Genomic DNA, 24,307 nt, shown 5'->3' with positions numbered 1-24,307 from the left:
TAATCAGGCGCATTAGTATTGCCAGTTCAGGTTAAAGCCCACCGTCACCGAGTCGGTTTTGAAGCCGTCGGGTTTCGACAAGGGTTTGCCAGCAAACAGGTCATATTGGGTATGAAACACGCGGCCACGCACCCCGACGACACTGCCCGCTAAATGCTGGCCCAATAAGTAAGGGTCACTGCGGCCACCCACTTCGCCATAATCCACACCGACATACAGCTCATGCCCCGGTAATGGCGTATACCAGCCGAGATCATTGCGCACCGTCCAGCCGCGATCGGCATTAAGGGTGCGTTCGCCGTCAAACCCGCGCACTGACCAACGGCCGCCGATACTGAACTGATCCTGCGGCGTCAGTGGCGTGTTAGTGCTTTGGCGCTGATATTGCAGGTTGTAATGGAAGTTTTGTTTTTGAATGGCAAAAGGAATATCCAGCTGTGCATTCAGCCGCAGGATCTTGCTCAGGGCGGTGGCTTCGCCAAAGAATTCTTCTTGTGCAGGTACCGCGCCAAACCAGCGAGTGCCGCGCTGATAGCTGATACCGGCGTCCAGTGTCGCTTGCGAGATAAAGTGACGATGCTGTAGCCCGACACGCCAGGCCGAGGTGCGGCGGCGCTGCACTTCCACTTCCGTATCATTAATGTAGTTTTTCGAGGCGCGAGTCAGCACATCGTAAGTAAAGGTGGTTTTTTGGCTGGCATTGCGATGCAGCAGGCGGCTAAGTTGCAGCGAAACATTCTCACTTTCGCCCCGGTAGCCATAATCGCCATTCAGACCTGCCACGGTTTGGTGATAGTCGTAACTGCTGGCCGTAATACCCGCGGTCCAGTAACCGAACGGCAGCGAATAATGGCCAGTGAGGTTATTGGTGCCTTTCTCGCCGCGACTTTTCAATGAGCCACCAGCAGAGACATAAAACTGGTCACTCAGGGAGAGCGGATTATCCAGAAACAGGGTTGCGCCACCTTGATAACGGCCGGTGCTGCGGGTGCCGGAGTCATCCAGCGAGGCCGCCAGCCGCCACATTTTGCTCTGTTGCCAGCTCAGCGCGATATCAGTCTCGCCGGGGGCATCACCGGGAAGCAACTCCATGCTGGCCTGTACCGTGGGGAGGCGCTGCAAATTCTCGAGCCCTTGTTCAATATCGCGCAAATCCAATAAGTGACCGGGACGAGCGGGGAAAGCGCTGAATAACGTGACATAGCGGTCACTGTCGGGAGTTAGCTCAACACGACGAATTTTGCCGGGCACCACTTGTAACGCCAGGGTACCGCTGTTCAAATCCTGCTGGGGAGCCAGCACGCGGGTGGTGACATAGCCATGATCCACCAGGCGGTTTTGTATTTGGCTCATCAGCAGATTAATGCCTTTCGCTCCTAAGCACTGACCTTGCGCCTGATCGGCAATGCGTTGTAGTGGCAGCCAGCGCGGTAATGGTTCTGCGCCACTGATTTTTATACGATCAATGACAAAACAGGGTTTTTCTATCGGGAAAGTAAGGTGACCAAAGGAAGCAGGAGGTGCAGATAAGCGCACGTCAGGTGTTGCAGGGGCCAAACGTTCTTCCAGGGCGCGCTGACGTTCTTGTTGATGAATAGTTTGATCGACAGGTGCTAATTCAACACCTTGACTAATAGGTGAAATAACTATTGCTGTCAGCAATATACTGCCAAGTAATATAGAATAATTGGAACGCAGCACAGGGCATATCCTTATTCGCCCGGCTGGGGCAGATAAATAATATAATCAAAATAATTTGGCGCATTATGCCTGTGGGAAGATTATTTTCAATGTGTTTTTAACCTCATTAAAAATATAGGAAATTTCGCTAAATTATTGTAGGAATAATCCCACCCCAGCAAGATAACCCCAGAAAACATCCTATTTAGAGACGTTTTAGCATTAAAAAAACAGATTAAATCTTCAAATAAATAATTAATAAAGCTATGCCACTGATATAGAATTATTTAGTAAATTCTTTATTTAAAATGTGTATAGGCGCTGTTTTTAATTTAAAGAAAAATAACGTGGTTAAATATAAAATCATTATTGGATTAGAACAATATTCGCGGTAATTGCAGCTACAGTTTGACAGTGTTCTTGGTTGGAAATTTCAGCCCACGTTGTCTAACGGCAGTAAAAGGGGAAATGGCATACAGAACAACAAAGTAAGAGATTAGATTGGAGTGAAAAACGAACAAAACAGAGAAGATAAAGAGAAATGATGGCGGAGGAGGAGAGATTCGAACTCTCGAACGGTTTCCCGTCGACGGTTTTCAAGACCGTTGCCTTCAGCCACTCGGCCACCCCTCCGCAACGAGCCGAACTATAAACAGAGCGCCGCTGCTTGTAAAGCTTGTTCGCGTTCAACCGCCCAAAAAGTCATCATTCAATTGTTAAATGCTGAATTAATCGTCATCCGCGATACTGGCTGATGGTTCAGTGTACAGCTCCCTGACCTTGTTCTGCATCAATGGAATCTTACAGCGTAAAAATACGGACTTCATTGGGTTATCGGCAAAGATTTGCTAAATTAGCCACCGTTTCATTAATTGAATCTGAGGTTGTATGTTGGAGTTTGAAGGTCGGACAATTGAAACCGACGCACAAGGGTATCTAAAAAACAGTGCAGACTGGAACGAAGCTTTGGCTAGCATACTTGCCGAGCAGGAAGGTATTACGCTCACCGAGCCTCATTGGGAAGTGGTGCGCTTTGTGCGCGCTTTTTATCAAGAGTTCAATACCTCACCCGCGATTCGTATGCTGGTAAAGGCGATGGCGCAGAAATATGGTGAAGAAAAAGGCAATAGCCGTTATCTGTACCGCTTATTCCCCAAAGGGCCAGCAAAACAGGCGACCAAAATTGCGGGATTGCCAAAGCCGGTGAAGTGTATTTAACGCGGAGCCGCGCGTAACGCTTTTTCCGGTGCATACCTTGGTTAATAACGAATTTTAAAAGTATCAAACTGTGTGGGAGGATAAGGCTCGGTCAGCAAGCGCTCAACTCGCGCTCCGCGTGGCCCTCCCTGCTTGATCCACTCCATTAGCTGCGCCACAGCTTGCTGCTCACCACAAGCAACCACTTCCACACTGCCATCATCACAATTCCTGGCATACCCCGTCACCCCCAGTTCTTGCGCCTGGCGTTGCGTGCTATAGCGAAAACCGACACCTTGGACGACACCATAAACATAGGCCGCAGTGCATACTTGAGGCATATCGACTCCTTATCTCCGTGATAATTTGCATTTTACGGCTCATACTCCGACAATACCGCTCTTTTTTACCTAGCTGGCAGCAACCTAATTATGACCGTACGCTTGATTCTTGCCAAAGGACGTGAAAAATCCTTACTTCGTCGCCATCCATGGATTTTCTCTGGGGCTGTTCAACGCATTGAAGGCAATGCTATTTCCGGGGAAACCATCGATATTCTTGATAGTCAGGGAAAATGGCTGGCCCGTGCCGCCTACTCACCAGAATCTCAAATTCTGGCACGAGTCTGGACATTCCAACAAGATGAAGTTATCGATAGCGAATTCTTTGTTCGCCGTCTACAGCAAGCACAAAGCTGGCGGGATTGGTTGGCACAACGAGATGGCTTGAATGGCTATCGCCTGATTGCGGGCGAATCTGACGGCTTGCCCGGTATCACCATTGACCGCTTCCAAAACTTCCTGGTATTGCAACTGCTGTCAGCGGGTGCCGAATATCAGCGAGCGGCGCTGGTCAGTGCCTTGCAAAAGTGCTACCCAGAATGCTCTATTTATGACCGCTCCGATGTCTCAGTGCGTAAAAAAGAAGGCTTACCGCTGACCCAAGGTACGGTCTATGGTGAGATGCCTCCGGCACTGTTGCCAATTACTGAAAATGGCATGCAATTGCTGGTTGATATTCAGCAAGGTCATAAGACAGGCTTTTATTTAGATCAGCGCGATAGCCGCCTCGCGGCGCGTAATTACGCCGATGGCCGCCGTGTTCTGAACTGTTTCTCTTATACCGGGGCTTTCGCTGTTGCCGCGTTAATGGGGAATTGCCAACAGGTTATCAGTGTCGATACGTCACAATCAGTGCTGGATATCGCCAAACAGAACGTTGAACTCAACCAATTGGATTTGAGTAAAGCTGAATTTATTCGTGATGATGTATTCCAATTGCTGCGCAACTACCGCGCGCAAGGGGAAAAGTTCGACATGATTATCATGGACCCACCGAAATTTGTAGAGAACAAAAGCCAGCTCGCCAGTGCTTGTCGCGGTTATAAAGATATCAATATGTTAGCCATACAGCTATTACGCCCAGGCGGGATCTTGTTAAGTTTCTCCTGCTCAGGTTTAATGCCAACAGATTTATTCCAGAAAATTTTGGCCGATGCTGCGTTAGATGCAGGTCATGATATACAATTTATAGAACAGTTCCGTCAGGCAGCGGATCACCCTGTTATCGCGACATATCCAGAAGGTTTGTACCTGAAAGGATTTGCGTGTCGGGTAATGTGACTTGAAATGCCCTACACTGCCCTCATATAGAAGGCAGAGTAAGTTTCTCAGGAGGTTATCATGATCGCCAGCAAATTCGGTATTGGGCAGCAGGTTCGCCATAGCCTACATGGCTACTTGGGTGTGGTGATTGATATCGATCCTGAATATTCTCTTGAGCCACCAGCACCTGATGAAGTTGCAAACAATGACATTTTGCGTTCATCACCTTGGTATCATGTGGTCATTGAGGATGATGAGGGGCAACCGGTACACACATATCTGGCTGAAGCACAGCTGACTTATGAAGATATGGATGCTCATCCGGAGCAACCTTCATTAGATGAACTGGCGGCGTCTATTCGCCATCAGTTACAGGCTCCGCGTCTGCGCAACTAAGTCTTGAGACTAATCAATAAAACCCGGCGCATTTGGCCGGGTTTTTTATCGTCAAAAATTCATCCCATGGGTAGCGAGAAGATCACTCTTTTTCTAATCCCAATCGCGGGATTTCAATTTTCGGGCAGCGGTCCATAACCACCTTCAGCCCAGCATCTGCCGCCAAAGTTGCCGCCAATTCATTAATAACCCCAATTTGCAGCCACAGAACCTTAGCACCGATAGCAATAGCATCCTGTGCGACACCATACGCAGCCTCAGCATTACGGAATACATCCACCATATCAATCGGATGAGGTATATCAGCTAACTCAGCATATACCTGCTGACCCAGTAATGACGTTCCAGCCAGTTTAGGGCTGACAGGTATCACCTGATATCCCTGCTGTAACAGGTAAGCCATGACACCGTAACTTGGACGTGAAGGCTTATCACTCGCGCCAACTAATGCAATTGTTTTTACCTGCTGGAGAATGTCAGCAATGTCTTTATCGTGCATTTTTCAGTTCCTCTGATGCGCTAAAAGAATGTTCCAATCCATTTACATCCGGATGGATTTACAAATAGGGGTGACGTCTTAAGTGTACATCATGATGAAAAACGATGATAAATGCAGACTAATTGATTTGGTTTAATAGTTAGAGAAGTATTAACTGTTAGATTAGCTGTTTTATCTTTAGAATTCATCAGGATAAAATGCCGTATTTATACTGAATATTTCAAAACGTAAATAAATGTGGGCAACCGGAAAGAGTTTGACACATAATCTAGCTGGTCTGACAAAATAAGCAGATATCGCCTTCAGGAGTAGCACATGAAATTTGGTCTGGTGGTCGCAGGGATTTTGGCCGTTTGCTGTAGTGCTTCAGCTATAGCCACGACCTTAAAACTTGCACCGGAAATTGACCTGTTGGTGGTCGATGGAAAAAATATGTCGGGTTCCTTGCTGAAGGGAGCTGATAGCTTGGAATTAAATAGTGGGCAGCACCAAATCCTGTTCAAAGTCGCTAAAGCACTTCCGGCCGACCCGAAAGTCTTGTACACCTCTCCGCCGTTAGTCGTGGTATTTAACACCCGTAACATTCGTTCAGTTGCTATAAAATTACCGACGATTGATACCGAGCGAGATGGCTATAAATTCTCTAAAAACCCGCTATATCAACTTATTGGAGATAATGGTCGCCCATTGTCTGTACGTCATGACGTATTGCATCAGGACAACCTCAATACTGCTGCCACACTTGAAACAGCCATGGCAACTTATAATGTCGGGCAATTTAGTGCTTCAGTCCCCTCTTTTGCCACTATTCCTCCGTCGCCAGTAAGTGCGGTACCGGGTACTACCATTGCCGTGGCGGGCACCAATGCCGCACAGAAAGCCACCAACTTGCAAGGTGAGAATGTCGCCGAGCAGATGCTGCAATATTGGTTCCTGCAAGCGGACAAAGAAACCCAGCAACGTTTCCTGTTATGGGCAAAAAAACCGCCGACTAAGTAGCCCAACAGTACTAAGGCCGTTTTTAAACATCAGGTTATGCTTGTTTCCTCGCATTTCTTTGCGTTACCACTATGCACAAAATCGCCATTTCAGTAATCTGTCAGCAAACCGTCGGCACTTATTGAAGGATATTTTGATGGAACTCACTACCCGCACTATTGCGGCACGTAAGCATATTGCTCTTGTTTCTCACGACCACTGTAAGAAATCACTGCTCGAGTGGGTGATGGAAAACCGGGATCTTTTATCACAGCACGAACTTTATGCCACCGGCACCACAGGGAACCTGGTGCAGAACGCAACAGGTATTGATGTTCACTGTTTGCTCAGTGGCCCAATGGGTGGAGATCAAGAAGTGGGGGCGCTGATATCTGAGAAGAAAATTGATATTTTGATTTTCTTCTGGGATCCGCTCAATGCCGTCCCTCATGATCCCGATGTCAAAGCCCTACTGCGCCTGGCTACCGTGTGGAATATTCCGGTTGCCACTAACCGCTCTACCGCAGATTTCTTAATTGGGTCGGCGTTATTTAGCAGTGAGGTGACCATCGCGATCCCCGATTATGAGCGCTATCTAAAACAACGTCTTAAATAAGCATTAAGCCCGGTGCGTTAAAATCACCGGGCTTAATCTATCGAGAATCCCTTCGTAAACCTTAATTAGGGCTTGCGCTGAGTTGGCACACCTAACTCACTGAGTTGGCTGATAAAGACTGAAGGGTTAGCGGTATCTTGCAGTAACCAAACTTGATGTTTTGCTCTGGTCATCGCGACATAAAGTAAACGCCGTTCTTCCGCGTCAGGGAAATCCTCTGGAGCGGGTAGCAGCACATCCTCCAGAATAGATTCGCGCGCGACGGCTGGGAAACCGTCATTCCCATCATGCAGACCAACAATGATGACGTAGTCTGCCTGTTGCCCTTTACTGGCGTGAATAGTCATAAAATCAATCGTTAACTTTGGCCAACGGGTTGCTGCTTTTTGTAAAATCTCAGGTCGCAGATGATGATAACGCGCCAAAACAAGGATACGTTCATCATCCTTAACAAAACCACTGCATTTATCCAGCAGTGTTTCAAGCTGCTCACTTGGCAAGATAACCACTGACTTTTTATTGCCTTTACTCAAGCTATTTAGTGGTTTTTTCAGTTGGTATGGATTCTGCTGAATAAATCGGTTAGCAATCTCACCAATACGGTCATTGAAACGATAGGTGGTATCCAAGGCGCATTCCGCCCCTTCACCAAAATTCTGCTTAAAAGCGGTAGTGAGAGAAAGCTCTGCACCACTGAATCGATAAATAGCCTGCCAATCATCACCAACAGCAAATAAACAAGTTTGCTTATTTTGCTTGCGCAAGGCAGTCAGCAACATTGCGCGTTGTGGCGAGATATCTTGAAACTCATCGACCAATATATGTTTCCACGGGCTGACAAAACGCCCTTTATCCAGCAAGTTAACGGCTTGATGGATAAGCCCGGAAAAATCGACCGCGCCCTCTTCTTTCAGTGCAGTCTTCCATGCTTTGAGTAGCGGTGCCATTAGCCGTATACGTTTTTGGAAGAGATCACGCACTTCTTCATCAGCCTGCTCTATCATTTCAGCCTGGCTGCCACCATGCATCCGCATTAATCCTAACCAACGTTCCAGTCGCCCTGCCAGCCGTGCCGCCAGCCGTTTATCCTGCCAAAACTCACCTTCGGCGACGTCCCACTCCAGCTCGTCAGTAAGCCATTCGCGCCACCCTTTGGCTTGGGCTTTTTTCTCACTACATTGTTGCTGCCAATTCTGAATCAATAATGACCGTCTGGCCTTGCTATCAGACTCAAGCTTACTGATCACTGGCGTTTTGCGACTACCTTGCTGGATTATCTGCAATGCAAGGGCATGGAAGGTTTTGGCCTGAATATCATCCACCGCCAGCCGTTGCTTAATGCGGCTATTCATTTCATCCGCCGCTTGACGTCCAAAAGCCAGCAATAAGATTTGCTCCGGTAATGCTTCATTGCGACGTAATAGCCAACCTGCACGCGCAACCAACACGGATGTTTTGCCACTCCCGGCACCCGCCAACACCAATACCGAATCTTCACCATTAACCACCGCTCGGCATTGCGATTCATTCAACGGAGAAGTTTCGACACTCTGGAAGAAGTCTTGATGCTCTTCCAACATGCGGTTAGTCCACTGCTGATTACGGTGATCAACACTGCGGCTGCCCTGCTGTAGCCAGCGCAGACAGAGCTCATAATCGGCGCGGCACGATGCAAACTCGGGCAGGCGCTGAACCGGCATTGGCAGTGATGCAAAAGCCTCACCAATGGCAGCCTGCACTTGACCTAATTCGCTACGTTTAAACCACTTATCCTGCTGCTCAATTCGCTTAATTGATTCGACTTGTTTCTGCAAAACCGCAACACAAACCAGGCTCATCTCCTCACTCCATTGCTGCCAGATGCCCAGTAAGTGATGATAAAAGCGCTGAGTTTCCTGCCATTCAGTGCCATGCAAGCGCACAACTTGTTGATTTGGCAATTCAAATTCCATTTCACCCCAGACAATACCGCGCTTACATTGAATGTTAACCAACTGGTTAAAAGGAATCAGGTATTGATGTTTATCACCGCATACTTCGATGCCCGCATTGAGCAAACGAACCCGGTTATAGGGGTGCTGAGCCAGATGCTTGCCAAAGGATGTCGCTTTAAGTTCCATATCTGCGCGCCATAACTCGTATTAAGTGAATTGAAGTAACATAAGGGAGTGTAAATAAAATAATTGAGTTTAAACAACAGGTATCCGATAGTTGTTTAAGGAAACTAACTGGCGCTATCCGTATAGAATAGATAGCACCTGTTTTTACTCATCCGCATTGCGGTTTTTTATTCAGCGAGGCTGACTAACTATTATGCGTACTGTACTGAATATTTTGAACTTTGTTTTAGGTGGTTTCTTCACAACATTAGGCTGGCTACTCGCAACCGTGGTCAGTGTTATCCTGATTTTCACCTTACCACTAACTCGCTCTTGCTGGGAGATTACTAAGTTATCATTTCTGCCTTATGGTAATGAGGCGATCCATGTCAATGAATTATACCCAGAAAAAAGTAATCCTCTGTTATCCGCAGGCGGTTCTTTACTGAATATAGTCTGGTTTGTTTTGTTTGGCTGGTGGTTGTGTTTATCGCATATTGCGACCGGCATTGTGCAATGTATAACCATAATTGGTATTCCGGTTGGGATCGCCAATTTTAAAATTGCCGCTATCGCATTATGGCCAGTGGGCCGACGTGTCGTTTCTGTCGAAATGGCACAACAAGCAAGAATAGCCAACGCCCAACGCCAGTATCAGCAACGCTGACTTTTCTGTTTTTAGAGGTTTTTTGTGCTCACTTTCGTCACTGGTTTACGTCGTTACGTCTACAACAGCAACCTGCTTTACCATGTCCGTATTTTTATCGCATTAGCAGGAGTAACGGCGGTTCCATGGTGGATTGATCAGCCCAAGCTGACAATCCCCTTAACTCTCGGTGTCGTTGCCGCAGCACTTACTGATCTTGATGACCGCCTGGCTGGGCGGTTACGTAACTTATTTATTACGCTGATTTGTTTTTTTATCGCATCAGCCTCTATTGAACTGTTATTTCCTTATCCATGGTTTTTTGCCCTTGGGCTGACCTTATCAACTTGCGGCTTTATTCTGCTCGGAGCCTTAGGCCAGCGTTATGCCACCATCGCTTTTGGCGCATTACTTATCGCCATCTACACCATGCTGGGCACCTCGATGTACCATATTTGGTACCAGCAACCACTGTTACTGATAATCGGTGCCGTTTGGTACAACGTTCTGACCCTGTGTGGGCACCTGATTTTCCCTATTCGTCCCTTGCAGGATAACCTGGCCCGTTGTTATCAGCAGCTTTCTCACTATTTGGAAGCAAAAGCCAATCTATTTGACCCAGATATTGAATCTGATGTTGACCAGCCGCTTATTGATGTGGCGATGGCTAACGGTATATTACTGACGACATTGAATCAGGCCAGAATTTCACTGGTTTCACGGCTGAAAGGTGACCGCGGGCAGCGCGAGACTCGACGAACGCTTCATTATTATTTCGTGGCACAAGATATCCATGAACGCGCCAGTTCATCACATGTTCAGTATCAGTTGCTTCGAGAGAAATTCCGCTACAGTGATGTTTTGTTCCGCTTTCAGCGCCTACTTAGCATGCAAGCCAGAGCCTGTATGCAACTCTCGCAATCCATTTTAATGCGGCAAAAGTATCAACATGACCCACGTTTCGAGCGCGCGTTTACCTATTTAGATGCCGCACTCGCCAGAGAAATGGCTCAAAATGAGAATGTGCCACAAGTGAAAGCGCTGTCACTTTTGCTTAAAAACTTACGTGCCATTGATGCACAACTGGCTGGTATTGAATCTGAACAGGTATTAGCCGAAGGCTCACAACCTGAAAACCGCCTATCTGATGATCGCCTCACCGGATGGAGCGACATTAAGCTGCGTATCAGCCGCCATCTGACACCGCAATCTGCACTATTTCGCCATGCTATCCGCATGTCAGTGGTACTTTGCGTGGGTTATGCTTTCATTCAGCTTACTGGTATGCGCCACGGCTATTGGATTCTATTAACCAGCCTTTTTGTCTGCCAACCCAACTACAACGCGACGCGCAGCCGCCTTACTCGACGTATTATTGGTACCCTCGCAGGGATACTTATCGGGCTACCTATCCTGTATTTTGTCCCTTCCATTGAAGGGCAACTGATCTTAATCGTCATTAGCGGCGTGCTGTTTTTTGCTTTCCGCAATGTTCAGTATGCTCATGCAACAATGTTCATTACCTTGTTGGTTTTGTTATGTTTTAATCTATTGGGTGAAGGGTTTGAGGTTGCCATTCCGCGAGTGTTTGACACATTGCTCGGCTGCGCCATTGCCTGGGTTGCGGTGAGTTTTATCTGGCCTGACTGGAAATTCCGTCATCTTCCCGCTGTGGTGAATAAAACACTGAATGCCAACTGCCGTTACCTTGATGCTATTTTAGTGCAATACCATCAAGGTAAGGATAATAGCCTGTCCTACCGCGTTGCGCGCCGCGACGCGCATAATTGCGATGCTGAACTGGCGTCAGTGATTTCAAATATGTCAGCTGAGCCCAACAGCAATAAAGAAACTCAGGAAGCGGCATTCCGTTTACTCTGCCTAAACCACACGATGTTGAGTTATATCTCTGCGCTGGGCGCCCATCGTGAAAAACTGAGTAATACCGCCACCCTGAGTTTACTCAATGACGCGATTTGTTATATCGAGGGCTCACTTGAGCAAGAACAACCCGACAGTAGCCAAATGGCGCGAGTGCTAACCGGCTTATCTACCAGGCTGCAAGACTGTAATCCTGAGCCGGAAAGTATAGACCAGTTGGTTTTACAACAAATTGGCTTATTGCTTGAATTGTTACCTGAACTTAGCGAGCTGAATAAACGCATCAGTCAAGCGAGCTAATTAATGCTCGGGCCGCGTTCTATTAGTGGCCCACTGCTATACAGTTTCATATTGTGCAATTTTGGGCGAACGAATGTGTATTTCAAACCATTCAATAAGCTCACTTCGCATCATTAGAGGCAATGCTGCATAGTGGTGACCACTGATCGCGCCAGCAAGGGATAACAAAATATTCACTCCGAGCGACCGTCTTAATGCTCGCAATTTAAGATAGCAGCACTTGGCACCCTCGAGGCGCAACTCTGCTGCACTCTTGATGCCCACTTTCCATAATAATCGCTCTAGACTGGCACTAAGATTTGGTAAGTCTTTTAAGCGAACCGCGGGGCCTTTCTTACTTAAAACCTCAGCTTTAGCCCCTTGATAAGCCAACTTAGCAAAATGGCGCAGTGCGAGGTCATCACTCCATAGTAGAGTGTCCACCCAATAGTAGCGCAGCAAAACCGGAAGCCCGCGTTTAGCATAAATAAGGTTGGTCATTTCTCTGGTGCGGAATAAATTTTCAACCTGATCATTACCCCGTAGATACAACTCTCCCTCAGAAACCACAGCAAACATAATGCCGTTAGCCAACAGTCCATAACCGCCAAATTGTGAGCGAACTGTGATTTGACCCAAAAAATCAAAATGAGACTGAGCGCGTACTATCATCCTTTCTGATACGTTTTTCATGACTACTCCTTTAGCAAAAATCCGATCAAACGTCCCTATTCAGTTGTAATAAGTGTAAGAGGAACAACTAATTAGAAAATACGCAATATAGATAACTGAGCCAAACAAAAAATGTGTTTGACGCCCATCTACATCACAATAATGCGAAGCGTCTTGTAAAAATTTAGTTGATCTTCGAACAAACAGTGACTACTGTATATGCATACAGCACACTACAGGCGAGGTTCATAATGCGTACTCAATCACTAAAACCTTATCATGCTAATTATCATTCTCTGAATACCCGTGATACACAGGAAAGAGTTGATGCCCCAACAGATAGCGGTCTTATCAGTGAACTTATGTACAGTGAAAACCAGCCTGCTGTAACACAGTTATTGCTTCCACTTTTACAACAACTTGGCAAGCAATCTCGCTGGTTGTTATGGTTAACACCACAGCAGAAGTTAAGCCGTTCATGGATACAGCAATCAGGTTTACCAATCAGTAAAATTGTGCAGGTAAGGCAGATCAATCCATTATTAACAGTTGATGCTATGGAAAAAGCCCTGTTGACTGGGAATTATAGTGTTGTTCTTGGTTGGCTACCTGAATTGTCAGAAAACGATCGTAGCCGATTACGCTTAGCAGCAAAGTTAGGGAATACTTACGGGTTTGTTATGCATCCTGTGGATGACACAAAATCGCCTCAAGGACAGTGCGCAACGTTAAAAATTCATTCTTCTTTGTATCATTAAGTAAATTTAGGATTTATCCCATGAATTTTTACAATATCTAGCGCTTAGTCCTGTGTAACCAGCATAAAGCGAGTCAGAATGCGGCTTGCAGCAGAAAATAACGTATAAGAAAAGCTGCATTTTCCCGCTAAATCGTTAAAGATCATGCACAATTTCGGTTTTTTTTCAGGCGGTTTATCACATCACACTTGTAACTTTCTCGCCACGTTGTAGACTTTACATCGCCAAGGTTGCTCTAAAACGCCAAATTATACTGGCAGCGTGATTAACGGGAGCGCGAATACCTTGACGAAGAATTTTAACCAAGGGCTTGGCTTTTAAAGCTCATTGCCTATTTGGATGATAACGAGGCGTAAAATGAAAAAGACAGCTATCGCATTAGCAGTGGCACTGGCAGGTTTCGCTACAGTAGCGCAAGCCGCACCGAAAGATAACACCTGGTACACCGGTGGTAAACTGGGTTGGTCCCAGTATCAAGATACTGGCACTGGCGGTATCTATGGCGACGTTGGCAACGACGGTCCTACCCATAAAAACCAACTGGGCGCTGGTGCATTCTTGGGTTACCAAGCAAACCAATACCTGGGCTTTGAAATGGGATACGACTGGCTTGGCCGTATGCCTTACAAAGGCGACGTGAATAACGGCGACTTTAAAGCACAGGGCGTTCAACTGGCTGCTAAACTGAGCTACCCAATTGCTCAGGACCTGGATCTGTATACCCGTCTGGGTGGTATGGTATGGCGTGCAGATTCTAGCGCTTACAATGCTCCAACTGATACTCGTGCTAGCAACCATGACACCGGTGTTTCTCCACTGGTAGCTCTGGGTGCTGAATACGCATGGACCAAAAACTGGGCAACCCGTATGGAATACCAATGGGTTAGCAACATCGGTGATAAAGCTACCGTTGGTGCTCGTCCAGACAACGGCATGTTGAGCGTAGGTGTTTCTTACCGTTTCGGTCAAGATGATGTAGTAGCTCCAGTAGCTCCTGCTCCAGCTCCAGCTCCAGTTGTTGACACTAAGCGTTTCACTCTGAAATCTGACGTGCTGTTCGCTTTCAACAAGTCAACTCTGAAACCAGAAGGCCAGCAAGCTCTGGACCAACTGTATTCACAGCTGAGCTCTATCGATCCTAAAGACGGTTCTGTAGTTGTTCTGGGCTTCGCTGACCGTATCGGTCAACCAGCTCCTAACTTAGCTCTGTCTCAGCGTCGTGCTGACAGCGTGCGTGATTACCTGGTTTCTAAAGGTATCCCTGCTGACAAAATCACTGCTCGCGGTGAAGGTCAAGCAAACCCAGTTACAGGCAATACCTGTGACAACGTGAAACCACGTGCTGCTCTGATTGAGTGCTTGGCACCAGATCGTCGCGTAGAGATCGAAGTTAAAGGCTACAAAGAAGTTGTAACTCAGCCACAGGCTTAAGTTTACTCCTTTAATAAAAAACCCCGCTTTGCGGGGTTTTTTTTATCATCTGTTTCTTATTAGATATTCTTTAGTATCTATATCAGCAAAATACACGGCATATCTTATTGGCTTAATAGCCGTATTTTAGTGCTCTGAATATTGATTCATACCTAAACAGCTTAAATCTCTTTCCTCAGAATATCCTGCAAGTCCTGCTTTAAGGACGACATCTGACTCTCATATTTCTCTTTGCGCTCAGCATCTTCAATTAATTGAACAACGGTCTCTGACAAAGTTATCCCTCGGCGTCTGGCAAGAGCTGCCAAACGTTGCCAAACCAGAAATTCCAAATCGATTGATTTCTTGCGGGTATGTTGATGTTCTGCATTGAAATGCCGCTTACGTCTGGCACGAATAGTCTGCTTCATCCGGTTAGCCAGTTGCCTATTCATGTGAGTATCAATCCACTCCAGCACTTTCACCGGCTCACTTTCCAGTTTCATCAGTTGCTCTACTGCTTCCTGCGCGGCGCTGTTTTCAATATGACGAGTAATAGCCTCACCTTCACGGTGTTTTTTTACCAAATACGCCCATTTCCAACCGCTTTCCAGATTTTCCAGTTGCTGATATTTCATCGTGAGCTCTTTAGTGACCGTGTAACTTAACTCAAGCATAACAGCTTTACACAGAATTTCACCCTACTAAAAGCACATGATTAGTTTGTTTTTTGTACGGAACACTGCCGATTTCTTACTCCTTGCCACCAACTACCACTCTACGTATATGCAGTCTGCTTTATTCTTGTATAATCGCACTTTCCCTTTTTGACGATTGCATCTATCACTTTGACCAATAACAGACTTGAATGGCAGTCACTGCTGCCGAACACAACGCCATATGAAGCGTTATTTGCTACTGCCTCCCAGTTGGAGCCTGTTTCTTTCGCCGCGATTCAGCCCCGGTTAGAAAATGGCATGACGTTATTCTGTCATCCACAATCTCAGCCGCGTTTTATGCTGATCAAAGCACAGGAAAGTACTGAGTATTTGGCATTGATCGCTCAAGCTGTTAAGGAGCTGCAACCTGAGGCCTCTGCCCTGTTTGGCGGAGATTATCTGGTGCACGGTCACCAAGTCACTTGGCAACCAGCGCAACGCGGTGACGAGCCCTTTGCGGCGCTCTCACGCTGTCTCTATCAAGAGTGGGTAGAGCCCGAACAGCTGTTTGGCTGTGTCAGATGGCATAAAGATCAAATAAGTTTACAGCCCGGCTTGGTTCATCAAGCCAATGGCGGCATCTTGATCTTGTCGGTGCGCGCATTACAGGCACAGCCTTTGATGTGGTTACGACTGAAGCAGATGATTGTTCAGCAGCGCTTCGACTGGCTATCACCGGATGAAACTCGTCCTTTGCCAGTACATATCCCGTCAATGCCATTGGATTTACGTCTGATTCTGGTTGGCGATCGTCTGGGATTGGGTGATTTCCATGATATGGAACCCGAGCTGGGCGAATTGGCTATTTATGGTGAGTTCGAAGTAGAGCTGCCGCTGGTCGATATTGATGGCATGACCTTGTGGTGCGGCTATATCAATACACTGTTGCAGCAAAAACAGCTCCCTGCGCTGTCTGCCGATGCCTGGCCGGTACTGTTCCGCCAAGCAGTGCGTTATAGCGGCGACCAAGGCAGTCTGCCACTGTGCCCACAATGGCTGACCCGCGTGCTTGCGGAAGCTGCGCTTTATGCCGAAGAAGACACCATCACAGCTAACGCGCTGGAAGTGGCGCTCAATGCCCGAGATTGGCGCAATAGCTACCTGGCTGAACGGATGCAGGATGAGATAGAACTGGGGCAAATTCTGGTTGAGACCGAAGGGCAAGTTGTCGGTCAGATTAATGGTCTGTCAGTCTTGGAATATCCCGGCCACCCTTATGCCTTTGGTGAACCCGCTCGTATCAGTTGCGTCGTCCACTTAGGTGATGGCGAATTTGTTGACGTTGAACGTAAAGCAGAGCTGGGCGGTAATATTCATGCTAAAGGCATGATGATTATGCAAGCTTTCTTGATTTCAGAATTGGAGCTTGATCAGCCGCTGCCTTTCTCCGCCTCCATTGTTTTTGAGCAATCCTATGGTGAGGTTGATGGCGACAGCGCATCACTGGCAGAACTTTGTGCATTGATCAGTGCCCTGTCACAGCAGCCAATCAATCAGCAAATTGCCGTGACAGGTTCAGTTGACCAATTTGGTAATGTTCAGCCTATTGGTGGCGTCAATGAAAAGATCGAAGGCTTCTTCGAAGCTTGCCAACGTCGTGGGTTGACGGGCCATCAAGGGGTGATTTTACCCGCCACCAATGTCCGCCATTTGTGCTTGAATCAAGCAGTCATTGAAGCGGTGCAAAATGGTCAATTCCATTTATGGGCGGTGGATAGTGCTGCTGAAGCATTGCCATTATTAACCGGTGTGGTTTATGCCGATGAGCAGCAACCAAGCTTGTTAGGTATAATTCAAGAACGAATCTCACAAGTAAATCCGCAGGACAGGCATCGTTGGCCATGGCCACTACGCTGGCTGAACTGGTTCAACCAGGGCTGATCGGACTTGCTCAGCGTACAGCTGTACGCTATTCTGCGCACTTCATTAAAATAAGGCTTACTGAGAACATGGTAGATAAACGCGAATCCTATACAAAAGAAGACCTTGAAGCATCTGGCCGTGGCGAACTGTTTGGCGCGGGTGGGCCACCATTGCCAGCAGGCAATATGTTAATGATGGACCGTGTCGTCAAAATGACGGAAGACGGCGGCCTCTATAACAAGGGTTATGTGGAAGCGGAACTGGATATTAATCCGGATCTATGGTTCTTCGGTTGCCACTTCATTGGTGACCCAGTAATGCCTGGCTGTCTGGGCCTTGATGCCATGTGGCAGTTGGTTGGTTTCTATCTTGGCTGGTTAGGTGGCGAAGGCAAAGGCCGCGCGCTGGGTGTCGGTGAAGTTAAATTCACTGGCCAAGTACTGCCTGACGCCAAGAAAGTGACATACCGTATTAATTTTAAACGCGTTATCATGCGTAAATTGATCATGGGTGTTGCGGATGGCGAAGTGTTAGTGGATGGCAAAGTGATTTATACCGCCACCGACCTGAAAGTTGGCCTGTTTAAAGACACTGCTGCTTTCTAATATCTTTATCCGTGACCTGATGCAGGGGCCGTTAAATCCCCTGCATTGTTATCAGTATGCCAATGGCATTTTTTTTAACTTTAGTGACTACAATAAATGTAGCCACCAATTAATATCAGCCAGTAATCAGCTATATTCACAGGAACACACGAGGAGCAGTATGCAAAGAACTCGCCTGCAAGATATGCCCTGCCCGGTAGCTCGCTCCCTTGAGCGAGTGGGTGAGTGGTGGAGCATACTGATCCTGCGTGATGCTTTTCAGGGGTTAACGAGATTCGATGAATTTCAGCAAAGTTTGCAGCTTTCCCCCACTATCCTGACCCGACGTTTAAAGTATCTGGTAGAAAGCGGCATCCTTGAAAAGCGGCTTTATCACTCCCGTCCTGCTCGCTATGAGTATCTATTGACCGAGCGTGGCACTGATTTCTTTCCGGTTATTGCCGCCCTATTTCAATGGGGTAATCAACATTTTGCACCCGATGGCCCCGCAGTGATACTCACCGATCGCCGTACTGGCACACCGCTGGAACCCATCTTACTGGACAATGCCACTCGACAGCCTATCCGTGCACAAGATGTCACCCTCACGGCAGGCTCTGTCAGGAGCGATATAATTAATAAACGGCTGGCACTGATGCATGACAAACAATCAGTCGATGCCAGACACCCACAACATTCAATTGAGTCTAGAAAGGAAAAATGATGAATACGCGCCGTGTCGTAATTACCGGGATGGGGGTGGTTTCCCCATTAGGCTGTGGTATCGAAACTGTCTGGCAACGTCTGTTGGCGGGACAATCGGGTATCCGTGTTCTGCCAGAGGAGATTGTCGGCGATCTAGCGGCAAAAATTGGTGGGCAAGTTCCAACTCTTGCAGCAGACCCTGAGGCAGGCTTTGATCCGGACAAAGCCGTTGCGCCTAAAGATCAAAAGAAAATGGACCGCTTTATTGAATTTGCGATGGCCGCAGCAGATGAGGCTATTGCCCATGCGGGCTGGCAAGCCGATGATTTAGATAAACAAGAGCGAACCGCCACGGTTATCGGCTCCGGCATTGGCGGCTTCCCGTCCATTGCACATGCGGTGCGCACCACAGATAGCCGTGGACCAAAGCGCCTGTCTCCTTTCACCGTCCCTTCATTCTTGGTAAATCTGGCCGCGGGCCACGTCTCTATCAAGCATCATTTTAAAGGGCCAATTGGTGCCCCGGTCACTGCCTGTGCGGCTGGTGTTCAAGCTATCGGTGATGCGGTACGCATGATCCGCAACGATGAAGCAGATATTGCCCTATGTGGGGGAGCTGAAGCGGCAATTGATAAAGTCAGCCTGGCCGGTTTTGCGGCCGCTCGCGCATTATCGACCGGTTCTAATGATGCGCCAGAGAAAGCCTCTCGCCCATTCGATAGCGCCCGTGATGGTTTTGTGATGGGTGAAGGTGCTGGCTTGCTGATTGTCGAAGAGTTAGAGCATGCTCTGGCCCGTGGCGCGCAACCATTGGCTGAAATTGTCGGTTATGGCACCAGCGCCGATGCTTATCATATGACCTCAGGCGCGGAAGATGGCGACGGCGCATATCGTGCAATGAAAATTGCATTACGTCAGGCGGGAATTAAACCCGAGCAAGTTCAGCATCTGAATGCACATGCAACCTCAACACCGGTGGGTGATCTGGGTGAGATCAATGCAATTAAGCACTTGTTTGGCGAGGGTGATACGTTAGCCATTACATCAACAAAATCAGCAACAGGCCATTTACTCGGCGCTGCTGGCGGACTGGAAACCATTTTCACTGTGCTGGCATTACGGGATCAAATTGTTCCCGCAACATTGAACTTGGAAAATCTGGATCCTGCGGCCACCGGGCTTAATGTGATTGCTGGCAAAGCTCAAGCTCATGAAATGACATATGCCCTGTCAAATGGCTTTGGTTTCGGTGGAGTCAACGCGAGTATCTTACTGAAACGCTGGTAGGCGGGGCCGCAGCTAGGCGGTAAACGATTAAATCCCGATGAGTTGACTCCTGTCAATGATTCGGGTTTATGAGAGCACCCAACAACGCTGCGGCAGTCAGTACGAAGAGATAACTCAAAGTAATTGGTGTTGCAGCTAGGCGGTAAACGATTAAATCCCGATGAGTTGACTTCTGTCAATGATTCGGGTTTATGAGAGCAGCCAACAACGCTGCGGCAACAAGTACGAAGAGTTTTTCAAAAACCTCCGCGATATGCGCATAAAGCGGAGGTGTTCCTTTAGTCTGACAGAGAGCCGCTTAGGCGGTCACAGCCCTGTCCTCCATGGCTTGTCGCCAACCTCCTAACCAATGTGATCTGGCGTCTAAAGCTTGGTAAGGGCAAATTTCCCTTGAACGCCCTGAAATACCTGCTTGGTACCCACGTGACAACGCCCTTTCCAGGCGATCTCTTTTCTGTCTCTTCATGCCTCGTTTCCCTCATCTTTCGGTCTGGTGGAAAGAAAACAGTGACTACTTTATGTGCGGTCACAGTTAAGTGATAGACCTTAGGAAACAGAAAAGCAATGCGCAAAATTCACGCCAATGTCACATTTGTGAGCTATGCACGCTGATTAGCCTAAGTGATTGATTTGGAGTATTGCAGGGTAACTTATTGATATTTATTGATAACCCTCTTTCACGATAAATTCATTATTACCAATGAAAGAGGGTTAGACTGATTTAGAACAAAATATTATTTAACTCGCTGCAACTGCGCTGCAATCGTCTTAGCTTCTTGCTGCCAACCCTCTGCCAAGGTACGAATAAGAGCATCATAGCCATCTTCACTCTGTTTAAGCTCGAGATCGAATGGTTGCTTAATAAGCTGGTCCTGATGTTTCAGTATCCAAACACCACGGATGATGGCACGACCATCATAGCGGCCATGGAACCCGGTTACAGTCACATTGAGAACGTCCTGATCGCTATCGAGTGGCTGTGAGGAAACCAGCCAACCCGGCAGCGCATTACTCAGATTCGTCACCAAAGTTTGCTGCAATTGCTGGTCCAGTGGGCTGGCCCAAAGGTTGTTACTGGCAATCACATACTGCACATCATTGGTCTGATACACCACGCCAGCCGCAGCCAGATAATCAGCGACACCAACATGCTCAATCCACAGCTGCCGCGATGTCACGTTGCTACTGGCCGTTGCAGGCGCGCTGAGTGCTGGTAGCTGATAATACGTCTTGTTGGGTTCGCTACTGCAAGCGCTGAGTAACAGCGCGGCGATTACTGCCATCCATTTTATCATTTTTTGGCCTTCTTAGGCTGAGGGTCCTGACTTCCTGCCGCTTCAAATACCAGCGCGTTACTCTTCTCATTCAGCGTACGCAATACCGGTTGTAATTCACGCAACACTTGATCTAACCGCTGCATATCACCCACCATTTTATTGTATGCCGGAGATCCTGGCTGGAAGCCTTTCATGCTGCGATTAAGCTCATTCAAGGTTTTTTGCAGATCTTTTGGCAGGTTCTGCATGGCCGGGCTAGAGGTAATCGCGGTCAGTGACTCCAGCGTTTTCTGAGTTTCATGCATAGTTTTCTGGCTTTCAGCCAGTGTCTTGGTGGCTTCATTAATCATTGGCTCTAGCGGCAAATTATTAATCTTATCCAGCGTTTGCGTCAGTTTCTGCTGAATTTGCGCTAAACCACCGCTGACTGTTGGCAGTAGCGGATAACCCACCACTTCCAGCGGCCCTTTCCACGGTTTTGCATCTGGATAGAAATCCAAATCGACAAACAGTGCACCGGTCAACAGGTTTCCTGATTTCAGTGATGCTCGCAAACCGCGCTCTTTGGCTTGTTTCAGTGTTTGTTCAAAGTTCGCATCCGGGCCTAAATCATTACGGAAACGACCTGGCTCAATACGAATAAGCACTGGGATACGGAAGTCATTATCAACACGCTGTCTCATCCCCTTGGCGAAGAACGGTACTTCACCAACAGTCCCCACACGGATCCCACGAAACTCTACCGGTGCACCCTTCTGCAAGCCGCGAACAGAATCAGAGAAGAACAGCAAGAAATCTTGATGTTCCGTGTACAGGGAATTTTGAATGCTACTGCGGTCATCAAACAGTTTGAATTCGGGCTTCTGTTGCGTGATTGGCTGACCCAGATCCAAACCATCGGGTACATCGAAACTCACGCCACCACTGAACAACGTCGCCAGCGAGGCCATTTCCACCCGCATCCCTTGTGAGGAGAGATCAACCGCCACACCACTGTCTTTCCAGAAGCGGACATTGGTCGTCACCAGACTGTCATAAGGCGCGCCAATAAAGAGTTGATAACGCATCAGGCGTAATTTGGCGTCGAAAGTACTGGTCTCCACTGAACCCACGCGGTAACCACGGAACAGGACCGGATCTCCGGCATTCAACTGCCCTGCCTGTTCGCTGTCGAGTATAATGCGCAAGCCTTTGGCATCCGGTGCCGCCAGCGGCGGGGAGTCGAGCAGGGTGAATTTATCTAATGCCTTACCTTTGCCGCCGGGTTGCAGTTCAATATAAGCACCAGAAAGCAGTGTCCCTAAACCGGAAACACCTTCGCGACCTATCTGGGGTTTAACCACCCAGAAAACCGTGTCGCTATGCAGTAAATTCTTCATGCCGGAACTCAAGCGCGCTTGCACAATAACGTGGTTGAGATCTTCACTCAGAGTGACCTGCTCAACGATGCCAACATCCACGCTACGGCTTTTTATTTTTGTTTTACCGGCTTCAATGCCTTCAGCATTCAAAGTGGTCATAACCACTTCCGGCCCCTGATGGCTAAAATGATAAAACAGTATCCATGCGCCAATCAGCACGGTGACAATAGGGATGATCCACACCGGGGACCACCGCTTGATTTTTTCAATTTCCGCCACACCCTGGCTGGGATTATTGTCCGTCACCTTGCGGCTCCTTCTTGGGTTGTTTCACTTATCCGATCCCAGGTTAACCGGGGATCAAAGGTTAATGCAGCAAACATTGTCAGGATCACCACCATCGCAAACAGCAGCGCACCAATTGCTGGATAGATGCTCATAAGTTGCCCAATGCGGACTAATGATGAAAGCACTGCAATAACAAAGACATCAATCATTGACCAGCGGCCAACGAATTCCACTATTTCGTAAATAAAATGCATCCGTTCGGTATCCGTATTACCCTTGCCTTTTGCATCCCAACATAACCAACCGATCGCCAACATCTTCAGTGATGGCACCATAATACTGGCAATAAAAATCACTAATGCCACTGGGTAGGAACCTTCACTCCACAAGAAAATCACCCCAGACATAATGGTCGAACCCATCTGGCTACCCAAGCTTTCGGTAATCATAATCGGCATCAGATTGGCTGGGATATATAACAGTATTGAGGTGATGAGTAATGCCATGGTCCACTGCAAACTATTGCGACGACGAACATAGCCATGAGTATGGCAACGTGGGCATTGCTCTTGAGATTGCGGCAAAATTGCCGTGCAGCACGAACAGGAGCGCAGACCTTGACGCAACCCCGTGCGGCCCGCAACGAGTGGGTAAGGTAGCGCTGGGGCGGGAGCAATATCTTGCCACATCCAGTGGCGGTCAACACACTGGAAAGCGCGCACCTGCAACAAGCAGAATAAACAGTAAGGAATAAAACTGCTGCCAATGCCAATCTCGCCATAGGCCATCAGTTTGACAAAACTGACCAGCACACCGGCGAGAAAGATCTCAACCATGCACCAGGTTTTAAATTGGAATAATATTTTGGCGATGAATGCTTTCCAGCGCGTTGGCATACGCACCCGCAGGCAAAGCAGAATGATGGCCACCATACAGAAGGCCGGAATCAACTGCACCAGCACCATAAATAAGGTTGCCATGCTGACATAGTCATCAGCCACCATCACTTGTGGTATTTGGATCAGTGTTATTTCGCTGGTGATCCCCGCCACTCGCATGTTAACGAAGGGGAACATATTCGCCAGCAATAACATAAACAGTGCGCTGAGCGCATAACCGACTGGGCGCTTACGTGGTTCATCCCACCGCGCGGTCAGGGTTGTTTTACAACGCGGACATACCGCTTTGGTGCCATAAGGCAGAGAGGGTAAGACCACTGACATATCACACTGCCGGCACAGGATCACATTCCCTGTCTGCCCGGCGTGCTCAGGCTGAATTACAGAACACAATATCTCATTCCTCAATACCCTTTATCTTTCCAAGCACAGGTGTGTTGGCCGCATTCGCTAGCCCAAATCACTGGCATCAGTCAGTGAGTCGATATTCTTTCGCTTGCCGCCATCCTGTACTTGGAAATCTATTGGGTATTACTAATGTCGCTGAGTGCCGTTTTGTCAGGAGGCTTAATATAACAATAGACATAATATCGTATACCACCTCATCTG

22 protein-coding genes, 1 tRNA gene and 1 pseudogene are annotated in these 24,307 nt (G+C 47.8%); 13 read left to right on the top strand and 11 right to left on the bottom strand.

Annotation, left to right across the window (positions count from 1 at the left end):
* Window positions 1–12: 12 nt before the first annotated feature.
* Together FTA96_RS16240 and FTA96_RS16235 are read right to left on the bottom strand one after the other, a co-directional pair.
* A complete protein-coding gene (locus FTA96_RS16240) occupies window positions 13–1,701 on the bottom strand; it encodes a ShlB/FhaC/HecB family hemolysin secretion/activation protein (RefSeq protein ID WP_145574321.1) in 1,689 nt (562 codons plus the stop codon).
* A 524-nt stretch (window positions 1,702–2,225) separates the two neighbouring features.
* Window positions 2,226–2,313 (bottom strand) — tRNA-Ser (locus tag FTA96_RS16235).
* Window positions 2,314–2,568: 255 nt separating this feature from the next.
* Here FTA96_RS16235 and tusE point away from each other — a divergent pair.
* The gene (tusE, locus tag FTA96_RS16230) at window positions 2,569–2,898 is read left to right on the top strand and encodes a sulfurtransferase TusE (RefSeq protein ID WP_050121031.1); all 330 of its coding nucleotides are present in this window, start codon (window positions 2,569–2,571) and stop codon (window positions 2,896–2,898) included.
* A 41-nt stretch (window positions 2,899–2,939) separates the two neighbouring features.
* On the opposite strand, the gene yccX is transcribed toward tusE, so the two are convergent.
* Window positions 2,940–3,218: an acylphosphatase gene (gene yccX / locus FTA96_RS16225; RefSeq protein WP_145574319.1), complete on the bottom strand. Its 279-nt coding sequence runs from the start codon at window positions 3,216–3,218 to the stop codon at window positions 2,940–2,942.
* 90 nt (window positions 3,219–3,308) lie between these two features.
* Between yccX and rlmI the strand changes: the two genes are divergently transcribed.
* Complete coding sequence (gene rlmI, locus FTA96_RS16220; protein ID WP_145574317.1) at window positions 3,309–4,499, top strand: 23S rRNA (cytosine(1962)-C(5))-methyltransferase RlmI; 1,191 nt, start codon at window positions 3,309–3,311, stop codon at window positions 4,497–4,499.
* A 60-nt stretch (window positions 4,500–4,559) separates the two neighbouring features.
* Entirely contained in the window at window positions 4,560–4,877 is a 318-nt protein-coding gene (gene hspQ / locus FTA96_RS16215) for a heat shock protein HspQ (protein ID WP_050106347.1), read from the top strand.
* Window positions 4,878–4,959: 82 nt separating this feature from the next.
* Here the strand turns inward: hspQ and FTA96_RS16210 are convergent, their stop codons facing one another.
* Window positions 4,960–5,376, bottom strand: coding sequence for a CoA-binding protein (locus FTA96_RS16210; protein ID WP_145574315.1), 417 nt, complete (start codon window positions 5,374–5,376; stop codon window positions 4,960–4,962).
* 315 nt (window positions 5,377–5,691) lie between these two features.
* Between FTA96_RS16210 and FTA96_RS16205 the strand changes: the two genes are divergently transcribed.
* Both FTA96_RS16205 and FTA96_RS16200 read left to right on the top strand, forming a co-directional pair.
* On the top strand, window positions 5,692–6,375 hold the full coding sequence (locus tag FTA96_RS16205; protein ID WP_050106345.1) for a DUF2057 family protein: 684 nt from the start codon (window positions 5,692–5,694) through the stop codon (window positions 6,373–6,375).
* Between the two features lie 136 nt (window positions 6,376–6,511).
* Window positions 6,512–6,970 carry a methylglyoxal synthase gene (locus tag FTA96_RS16200; protein ID WP_145533262.1) on the top strand — a complete coding sequence of 153 codons (459 nt, stop codon included), beginning with the start codon at window positions 6,512–6,514 and terminating at the stop codon, window positions 6,968–6,970.
* A 65-nt stretch (window positions 6,971–7,035) separates the two neighbouring features.
* Here FTA96_RS16200 and helD read toward each other — a convergent pair whose 3' ends face one another.
* Window positions 7,036–9,090 (bottom strand): DNA helicase IV, encoded by a 2,055-nt coding sequence (gene helD, locus FTA96_RS16195; protein WP_145574312.1) that lies wholly within the window; start codon window positions 9,088–9,090, stop codon window positions 7,036–7,038.
* Window positions 9,091–9,283: 193 nt separating this feature from the next.
* On the opposite strand from helD, the gene FTA96_RS16190 reads away from it, so the two are divergent.
* The gene (locus FTA96_RS16190; RefSeq protein WP_050106342.1) at window positions 9,284–9,736 is read left to right on the top strand and encodes a YccF domain-containing protein; all 453 of its coding nucleotides are present in this window, start codon (window positions 9,284–9,286) and stop codon (window positions 9,734–9,736) included.
* Window positions 9,737–9,760: 24 nt separating this feature from the next.
* Window positions 9,761–11,896: a YccS family putative transporter gene (gene yccS / locus FTA96_RS16185; protein ID WP_050106341.1), complete on the top strand. Its 2,136-nt coding sequence runs from the start codon at window positions 9,761–9,763 to the stop codon at window positions 11,894–11,896.
* A 36-nt stretch (window positions 11,897–11,932) separates the two neighbouring features.
* Here the strand turns inward: yccS and FTA96_RS16180 are convergent, their stop codons facing one another.
* Window positions 11,933–12,568 carry a TfoX/Sxy family DNA transformation protein gene (locus tag FTA96_RS16180; protein ID WP_050136589.1) on the bottom strand — a complete coding sequence of 212 codons (636 nt, stop codon included), beginning with the start codon at window positions 12,566–12,568 and terminating at the stop codon, window positions 11,933–11,935.
* 230 nt (window positions 12,569–12,798) lie between these two features.
* On the opposite strand from FTA96_RS16180, the gene sulA reads away from it, so the two are divergent.
* On the top strand, window positions 12,799–13,305 hold the full coding sequence (gene sulA, locus FTA96_RS16175) for an SOS-induced cell division inhibitor SulA (RefSeq protein WP_050147699.1): 507 nt from the start codon (window positions 12,799–12,801) through the stop codon (window positions 13,303–13,305).
* A 357-nt stretch (window positions 13,306–13,662) separates the two neighbouring features.
* Window positions 13,663–14,736: a porin OmpA gene (ompA, locus tag FTA96_RS16170; RefSeq protein WP_050106338.1), complete on the top strand. Its 1,074-nt coding sequence runs from the start codon at window positions 13,663–13,665 to the stop codon at window positions 14,734–14,736.
* A 161-nt stretch (window positions 14,737–14,897) separates the two neighbouring features.
* Here the strand turns inward: ompA and matP are convergent, their stop codons facing one another.
* Window positions 14,898–15,353, bottom strand: a complete 456-nt coding sequence (gene matP / locus FTA96_RS16165) for a macrodomain Ter protein MatP (protein WP_050136584.1) — start codon at window positions 15,351–15,353, stop codon at window positions 14,898–14,900.
* A 210-nt stretch (window positions 15,354–15,563) separates the two neighbouring features.
* Here matP and FTA96_RS16160 point away from each other — a divergent pair, with 210 nt between their 5' ends.
* From FTA96_RS16160 to fabF, 4 genes are all read left to right on the top strand, one after another.
* Window positions 15,564–17,315 carry an AAA family ATPase gene (locus FTA96_RS16160; protein ID WP_186372883.1) on the top strand — a complete coding sequence of 584 codons (1,752 nt, stop codon included), beginning with the start codon at window positions 15,564–15,566 and terminating at the stop codon, window positions 17,313–17,315.
* Window positions 17,316–17,383: 68 nt separating this feature from the next.
* Window positions 17,384–17,902, top strand: coding sequence for a bifunctional 3-hydroxydecanoyl-ACP dehydratase/trans-2-decenoyl-ACP isomerase (gene fabA / locus FTA96_RS16155; RefSeq protein WP_050106366.1), 519 nt, complete (start codon window positions 17,384–17,386; stop codon window positions 17,900–17,902).
* A 160-nt stretch (window positions 17,903–18,062) separates the two neighbouring features.
* Window positions 18,063–18,605: a winged helix-turn-helix transcriptional regulator gene (locus tag FTA96_RS16150; RefSeq protein WP_050106335.1), complete on the top strand. Its 543-nt coding sequence runs from the start codon at window positions 18,063–18,065 to the stop codon at window positions 18,603–18,605.
* Window positions 18,605–19,873, top strand: coding sequence for a beta-ketoacyl-ACP synthase II (gene fabF / locus FTA96_RS16145; RefSeq protein WP_145574391.1), 1,269 nt, complete (start codon window positions 18,605–18,607; stop codon window positions 19,871–19,873). Before FTA96_RS16150 ends, fabF begins: the two co-directional genes overlap by 1 nt.
* Window positions 19,874–20,171: 298 nt before the next feature.
* On the opposite strand, the gene rmf is transcribed toward fabF, so the two are convergent.
* The 4 genes and pseudogenes from rmf to pqiA form a co-directional block, all read right to left on the bottom strand.
* Window positions 20,172–20,339: a ribosome modulation factor gene (gene rmf / locus FTA96_RS16140; RefSeq protein WP_005170911.1), complete on the bottom strand. Its 168-nt coding sequence runs from the start codon at window positions 20,337–20,339 to the stop codon at window positions 20,172–20,174.
* 268 nt (window positions 20,340–20,607) lie between these two features.
* Entirely contained in the window at window positions 20,608–21,168 is a 561-nt protein-coding gene (pqiC, locus tag FTA96_RS16135; protein WP_145574308.1) for a membrane integrity-associated transporter subunit PqiC, read from the bottom strand.
* Window positions 21,165–22,817: an intermembrane transport protein PqiB gene (gene pqiB / locus FTA96_RS16130; protein ID WP_050319328.1), complete on the bottom strand. Its 1,653-nt coding sequence runs from the start codon at window positions 22,815–22,817 to the stop codon at window positions 21,165–21,167. The genes pqiC and pqiB overlap by 4 nt, the downstream gene beginning before the upstream one ends.
* A pseudogene (pqiA, locus tag FTA96_RS16125) lies at window positions 22,804–24,091 on the bottom strand (membrane integrity-associated transporter subunit PqiA). Before pqiA ends, pqiB begins: the two are co-directional and overlap by 14 nt.
* Between the last annotated feature and the right edge of the window lie 216 nt (window positions 24,092–24,307).

This window comes from Yersinia alsatica (assembly GCF_902170305.1).
Classification (GTDB): Bacteria; Pseudomonadota; Gammaproteobacteria; order Enterobacterales; family Enterobacteriaceae; genus Yersinia; species Yersinia alsatica.
The sequence above is the reverse complement of the archived record's forward strand: the minus strand, read 5'-3'. Positions and strand labels throughout refer to the sequence as shown.